At 63.3% G+C, this 6,509-nt stretch carries 8 protein-coding genes and 1 tRNA gene; 2 read left to right on the top strand and 7 right to left on the bottom strand.

Annotation, left to right across the window (positions count from 1 at the left end; genetic code table 11):
- On the bottom strand, window positions 1-218 hold a 218-nt coding region (locus tag ABT24_RS10960; protein ID WP_286737819.1), incomplete at its 3' end, for a hypothetical protein.
- A gap of 22 nt (window positions 219-240) precedes the next feature.
- Here ABT24_RS10960 and ABT24_RS10955 point away from each other — a divergent pair.
- A complete protein-coding gene (locus ABT24_RS10955) occupies window positions 241-465 on the top strand; it encodes a hypothetical protein (RefSeq protein WP_276710598.1) in 225 nt (74 codons plus the stop codon).
- 125 nt (window positions 466-590) lie between these two features.
- Here ABT24_RS10955 and ABT24_RS10950 read toward each other — a convergent pair.
- The 6 genes from ABT24_RS10950 to ABT24_RS10925 all read right to left on the bottom strand — a co-directional run bounded on the left by ABT24_RS10950 (window position 591) and on the right by ABT24_RS10925 (window position 5,543).
- Window positions 591-678, bottom strand: a tRNA-Ser gene (locus tag ABT24_RS10950).
- A 37-nt stretch (window positions 679-715) separates the two neighbouring features.
- Window positions 716-2,050, bottom strand: a complete 1,335-nt coding sequence (gene hemW, locus ABT24_RS10945; RefSeq protein WP_502689014.1) for a radical SAM family heme chaperone HemW — start codon at window positions 2,048-2,050, stop codon at window positions 716-718.
- A complete protein-coding gene (gene rdgB, locus ABT24_RS10940) occupies window positions 2,025-2,786 on the bottom strand; it encodes an RdgB/HAM1 family non-canonical purine NTP pyrophosphatase (protein WP_276730232.1) in 762 nt (253 codons plus the stop codon). The genes hemW and rdgB overlap by 26 nt, the downstream gene beginning before the upstream one ends.
- A gap of 2 nt (window positions 2,787-2,788) precedes the next feature.
- Window positions 2,789-3,520 (bottom strand): ribonuclease PH, encoded by a 732-nt coding sequence (gene rph, locus ABT24_RS10935; protein ID WP_013107050.1) that lies wholly within the window; start codon window positions 3,518-3,520, stop codon window positions 2,789-2,791.
- Window positions 3,521-3,543: 23 nt separating this feature from the next.
- Window positions 3,544-4,467 (bottom strand): PP2C family protein-serine/threonine phosphatase, encoded by a 924-nt coding sequence (locus ABT24_RS10930; protein WP_276730234.1) that lies wholly within the window; start codon window positions 4,465-4,467, stop codon window positions 3,544-3,546.
- Entirely contained in the window at window positions 4,464-5,543 is a 1,080-nt protein-coding gene (locus ABT24_RS10925; RefSeq protein ID WP_276709338.1) for a serine/threonine protein kinase, read from the bottom strand. Before ABT24_RS10925 ends, ABT24_RS10930 begins: the two co-directional genes overlap by 4 nt.
- A gap of 83 nt (window positions 5,544-5,626) precedes the next feature.
- Between ABT24_RS10925 and ABT24_RS10920 the strand changes: the two genes are divergently transcribed.
- The gene (locus ABT24_RS10920) at window positions 5,627-6,505 is read left to right on the top strand and encodes a YicC/YloC family endoribonuclease (RefSeq protein WP_276730238.1); all 879 of its coding nucleotides are present in this window, start codon (window positions 5,627-5,629) and stop codon (window positions 6,503-6,505) included.
- Window positions 6,506-6,509 lie beyond the last annotated feature (4 nt).

Here is a 6,509-nt window from a genome sequence, read left to right as displayed (position 1 = left end):
GCTTGATTCATCGCCGCGCCTTGCCACTGCGCATCACCCGATCGATCTGAGTTCTTGTAAAGCATCTTCATGCAGCAGTTGACACTGGCGACCATACGAATAGGCTGCTGAAATACTCTACGCACATTCGCAACGGTTCCCTCCAAATTTGAATTTTTCAGCATCCTTGCTTCAAATCCTGATTCGCGGGCATCAAACTGCCGACTGGAGGCGCGCATCGAAGCATTGGAATTGTGACCTGTGACCAAAACTCTTGAAACCCGCCTGCAACGGCTTGAGCCGCGCATCAAACCCGACGACTACCGCGACCTCATCGACCCGATTGTGGTCAGCGGCAAGTCACCCGGCGAAGACGACGACGCGTTCCTCCTGGAGGTCAACGGCGCGCTAGGCCGCTTCGTAGGTTTCGCCCGAACCAAAGTCAGACTTCTCGGCGGCAAGGTCGCGGGAATCTCCGGCTGCTAGACCCGGAAATTTTCCGGGTCTGTCCTGACACGCCGGATGCCATGCCGCGCTGACAGCTTTTCTTCAATCGCGCGAGCAATGGAGCCTTCTGTCCGCCTTTGAAATAGGGGATTAGTTCTATGAGCTGGCGGAAGCGGTGAGATTCGAACTCACGAACGGTTGCCCGTTGCCGGTTTTCAAGACCGGTGCAATCGACCACTCTGCCACGCTTCCTGTTGATCAGCCCTACCGCTGGGCCAAGCCGCGTATTCTATCTGGGCGCGACGCGACTTGATCGGGGCAGGAACAGTTCGAGTGCGTTGTTGAGCATGTCGAATCCGAGCGGGGTCGTTCGCAGAACATCGGCATCACCGACCAGCAAACCTTTGCCCTGTGCGGCTTGCAGGGGCTTTTCGATGGCCGAGGGTGGCAGGCCGGTGCGCTGGGCAAAAAGTTCGACGCGCACGCCTTCGCGCAGACGCAGGGCGTTGAGCATGAATTCAAACGGCAAGTCGCTGCGCGATACCTCGACCTCGGTTTCGACGGCAAGGCCTTGCGCGGCCTGCTCCATGTAGCGCTGGGGATGGCGCCAGCGGGTCTGACGCACGATGCGATGCGCAAAAGTGAGCTTGGAATGAGCGCCAGCGCCGATACCGACGTAGTCGCCGAATTGCCAGTAGTTGAGGTTGTGGCGACAGCGGTGCCCGGGCGCGGCGTAAGCGGAGACTTCGTAGCGCTGCAGCCCGGCGACCTCCGCCAGATCGGCCACGGCATGCTGCATGTCGGCGGTCAGATCGTCGTCGGGCAGTGGGGGTGGGTGGCGGGCGAAAAGGGTGTTGGGTTCGAGCGTGAGCTGATAGAGCGAGAGATGCGGCGGCTGGTGCGCCAGCGCTTCGTGGACGTCGGCCTTGCAGCCCGGCATGTCTTGCTGAGGCAAGGCGAACATCAGGTCGAGATTGAAGCTGGCGAAGTGGCGCGCGGCCTCGGCCACCGCGTCGTGCGCCTGGCGCGCATCGTGCACGCGGCCGAGCGCGCGCAGGCGGTCGTCGTCGAAACTCTGCACGCCGATGGACAGGCGGTTGACGCCCGCCTGTGCGAACGCCGCAAACCGATCTCGTTCGAAGGTGCCCGGGTTGGCCTCCAGCGTGATTTCGGCATCGGCGACGAGGGGCAATCGGGCGCGCACGTCGGTGATCAACTGGTCGATGGCCTCGGGCGAGAACAGACTGGGCGTGCCGCCTCCGATGAAGACGGAGATGACGCGCCGCCCCCACACCAGGGGCAGCGCCGCATCGAGATCGGCGCGAAGCGCAGCCAAGTAGGCCTGCTCGGGAATCGACCCACCGGCGCGCCACTCATGCGAATTGAAATCGCAATAGGGGCACTTTTTGAGACACCACGGCAGATGCACATAAAGACTGAGGGGCGGCAGCGCGCTGAATTGCAAGGTGCCGGGCCGCATGTAGTGCGGCAGCGATTGCGCTGCACGCTGTGGCGCCGCATCGATGGCCGGGCCGGATGCGGCGCTGCGGTCAACGATTGGAATGTGCTTTTGATTCACGCAAGCCCAGACGTCATGCTCAAGGAAACGCTGGGCCGTCCCCATTCCGACCTCCCCCACGACGTGGGGGAGGTGAGATCACTCCCTCTCCACTTGTGGGGAGGGTTGGGGTGGGGGTTGCCCAGCCCTGGGGGCGCTCTGACGCCGCCGCCGTCCAGCCCCAATGCGTGCGCAGCAGAGGCAGCAGGGTTTGCAGAGCTTGACCGCGGTGACTGATGCGATTTTTCTCCTGCGCGTCACATTGCGCCAGGGTGCGGCCATCCGCGAGCACGAACAAGGGGTCGTAGCCGAAACCGCCTTGCCCTTGCGCCGCGTGCCCGATCTGCCCGATCAGTTCGCCGCGAACGATGAGCGGCTCGGGATCGGCCGCATGGCGCAACGCCACCACGATGCTCACAAAGCGCGCCAGGCGCAGGGTCTGGCCCTCCATCTGTTTCAACAGCAAACGGTTGTTGGCGGCGTCCTGTTCGGCCCGAGGCCCCTCGACCTGCGGCGCGAAGCGGGCCGAGCGCACGCCCGGCAGTCCACCGAGCGCTTCCACACAAAGACCCGAATCGTCGGCCAGTGCGGGAAGGCCGGTGTGAAAGCTGGCGTGACGCGCCTTGGCCAGCGCATTTTCGACAAAGGTGGGATGCGGCTCTTCGGCCTCGGCCAGATGAAATTCGCCTTGGGTCTGCACCTGGCACCCCAGCGGCGCCAGCAAGGCCGAGAGCTCGGCGAGCTTGCCCGGATTGCCGGACGCCAGCACGATCCGCCAAGTTGCAGACGTCGGCGCCGCCACCGTCAGATCTCCAGCGCCTGTCTTTGCAGCGCGACGAGTTCGGCGATGCCGCGTTGCGCCAGGTCGATCATGCCGTCGAGCTGCTGCCGCGAAAACGGCGCGCCCTCGGCCGTGCCCTGCACTTCGATCAGCGCCCCGTCGGCCGTGCCCACCACGTTCATGTCGGTATCGCACTGGCTGTCTTCGGCGTAGTCGAGATCGAGGCGGTAATCGTCGCCCAGCAGGCCGACCGAGACGGCGGCAACCAACTGACGCATTGGGTTCTGCGGGATGCGGCCCTGCGCCATGAGCCACTGACAGGCATCCCACGCGGCCACGGCGGCGCCCGTGATGGCCGCGGTGCGCGTGCCGCCGTCGGCCTGCAACACATCACAGTCGAGCGTGATCTGCCGCTCACCCAGGGCTGAAAAATCGAACACGGCGCGCAGCGATCGGCCGATGAGGCGCTGGATCTCCTCGGTACGACCCTGCTGCTTGCCGCGCTTGGCTTCGCGCTCACCGCGCGTGTGCGTCGCCCTGGGCAGCATGCCATATTCCGCCGTGACCCAGCCCTGCCCGCTGCCCCGCTTGTGCGGCGGCACGCGCTCTTCAACCGAGGCGGTGCACAGCACACGGGTATGCCCAAAAGCCACTAGCACGGAACCTTCGGCATGACGGGTGAAATGACGTTCGATGGCAATCGCGCGCAGCGCCGAAAGCCCGCGACCTTCTCGCGCAGGAGGGGTGTTTTGCATGGAAGTAATCGGTAGGGGAAACGTTATTTACGCGCCGCACCCTGGCGGATGGCGGCGTTGATTTCAGCGATTGAACGTTCGATATCCGCGTCGTTCATTTCTTCGACCTGCAGATCAGCCAGCTCGCTCTGGATGGTGGACTTGAACCCACCTCTTTGCATGCTCTCGGTTTCAATGCGCAGAGAGGTTTCCAGCTCTTCGGGATCGGCCTCCCATTCGACGCCCAGGGCGGTGACGTTGTCTGAGTCGGCGCCGCCTTGACGCAGCGCCATTTCCACCACCTCGGGCACCGCATCGGAGAGCACCTGCTGGCCGAACTGCCGCACCAGAACCGATTCGGGGATCTGCCCCCATAGCCCGTCGGAACACAGCAGCACGATGTCGCCCCGCCGCATGGCCTGCGGCAAACCCACCTCGATCATGGGCAGCTGCCCCGATCCCAGGCAGGTGAACAGCATGTTTCGCGTCGGGCCGTCTGGTTGCAGCAAAGAGAGGCCGCTAGGCTGATCTTTTTTGTGTTTCTGCTCCACATGCGAGTGATCACGGGTGCGTGTGAGCATGGCGCCGTTACGCATGAAATACAGCCGCGAATCGCCCACATGCGCCCAGTGCGCAGCGCCGTTTTGCAGCACACAGACCACCACCGTCGTGCGCGGCGAATCGGTTAACCCGCTTTCTTGCGCATAACGCTGGACTTGCTCATGCGCCCGAAAAATCGAACGTCGCAGAAATTCCTGCGGGTCGCGCAGACGCGGCCGCGCTTCTTGCTGGAACAGATTGGCAATGGTCTGCAGCGCCAGTTGCGCCGCCACATCGCCACGCGGGTGCCCCCCCAAACCATCGGCCAGAGCGAACAAGGCGCTTTCGCGCGTGTAGCAATAGCCCATGCGATCCTGGTTGGTCGCACGACCGCCGCGGCGGCTCACCTGGTACACCGAAAACTTCAATTCTTCTCCCTCGCGGCTGCTTTGCCCTGCTCAGGCCCCGGAGTTTGCACCGCCTGGACGGGCGAGCCAAACCGGGTGACATCCCGCACTTTCTGTACTTGCGACTTGGTATCGTTCACCAATTCGTCAATGTGCAGCCGGAGCTTCTCGCCCATGGTCAGATTGGTGTAGCGCCGCGCGTTTTCCGCACCCAGTTCGCGCTGCAGATTGAACACGCTTTGCGGACGCGCCATGGCGTCCAGCGCCATGCACCACTCCACGATCTCGATCAGATTGTCTGAATACACGCCTCGCAGCTTGGAGAGCTGGGCCTGCAGCCGGTCTTTCTCCAGCCGCTGCGGTGCTTCGTAAGGCGGGTAGCCCGTCATGCAGGCGTAGATGCAGGCGCCGACGGCATAAATATCGGTCCACGGGCCGAACGCCCCCTCACGCTTGTACATCTCGGGGGCCGCAAAACCAGGCGTATACATCGGGCGAAAGCGCTTGTCCTGCTGGTTGAGCACTTCGCGCGCCGCGCCGAAATCGATCAGGATGGGCTTGTTGTCATCGGTGATGAACACGTTCGCCGGCTTGATGTCGAGGTGCAGCATCTTGTGCTGATGCACCACGCGCAAGCCTTGCAGGATGTCATCGAACAGCGAGCGGATGGTCGACTCGCGAAAAATCTTCTTGCGCTTGAGTTCTCTTGCGGTGATGACGAACTCCTGGAGCGAGGCGCCCTCCAGATAATTCATCACCATATACACCGTGTCGTTTTCTCGAAAAAAGTTGAGCACGCTGACCACGCTGGGATGCGAGATCTGCGCCAGCGAGCGGCCTTCCTCAAAAAAACTCTTCAGGCCCAGACGGTAGAGCGCGAGTTTGTCGGGTGGCACCACCGGGCTCGACTCGCCCGGCCCCCGCTCCACCAGCGAGGCCGGCAGGTACTCCTTGATGGCCACTTTCTGCCCATCGGAGCTCAGTGCCAGATACACCACACCGAAACCGCCGCTGGCGACCTTGCGCACAATGCGGTAGCCGCCCACTTGCGATTCAGGAGCGAGTGGGGCGGGTTTGGATTTGGACGAGGTGGCCATGAAAACGAAGGCTAGCAGCCTACCGGCGAAAGGAGTGTGGAAAAATACGCGCAAAGGGGATGCGATTGAAGCCAATTTATAGCATGACCGGCTACGGCCAAAATAGTGCACAACTCTCGAGCGGAGCCAAGATCCATATCGAGTTGCGCTCGGTCAACAGCCGCTTTCTCGACATCGCCTTCCGGCTGCCCGAAGAACTGCGGGGTGCGGAAGCCGCCATGCGGCAATCCATCACCCAGACGCTGCGCCGCGGCAAGATCGACTGCCGCGCGGTTTTCGAAGCGCCGCAAAGCGCGCCCGCCATGCCCGACGCCAGCGCCGCCGCGCCGCTGCTGGCTTTCGATACCGCCTTGCGCGCCCTGGCGCCGCACCTCGCCCCGCTCTCGGTCGGTGAAGTGCTGCGCTTCATCGGCAGCGCGCAGGAAGATCATGCCGACGCTGCCGAAATCGCGCAGGTCGCCAGCCTGGCCACCCAGCAGGCCCTGACCGCGCTGGTCGCGGCGCGCGCGCTCGAAGGCGACCGTCTGCGCACTCTGTTGCTCGATCGCATCGAACAGATCGGTCGATATGCCGCCCGGGCGCGCGAAATCGTGCCCCTCGCGGTGGAGCGCCAGCAAGCGCGGTTCACCGCCCGCTGGGAAGAAGCGCTGGCGGCTTTGACCGGCGCCGAGACCAGCGTCGAAACGCTCAACGACCGTCGCCTGCAGGAAGCCGCCAGTTTTGCCATTCGCATCGACGTGGCCGAAGAGCTCGACCGCCTTCAGGCCCACCTGCAAACCCTGCGCGATCTGCTCGCCCAGGGCGGCGAGTTGGGCAAGCGGCTGGACTTTCTCATCCAGGAGCTGCACCGGGAGGCCAACACGCTGGGCTCCAAATCCGCCGCGCTCGAACTCAGCGAAATTGCGCTCGAACTCAAGGTCCTGATCGAGCAGATGCGCGAGCAGGTGCAGAACATCGAATAAATCA

The sequence above is a fragment of the Thiomonas sp. SCN 64-16 genome, assembly GCF_001725585.1.
GTDB lineage: Bacteria > Pseudomonadota > Gammaproteobacteria > Burkholderiales > Burkholderiaceae_C > Thiomonas > Thiomonas arsenitoxydans.
This window is presented reverse-complemented; position numbering and strand designations above follow the sequence as displayed.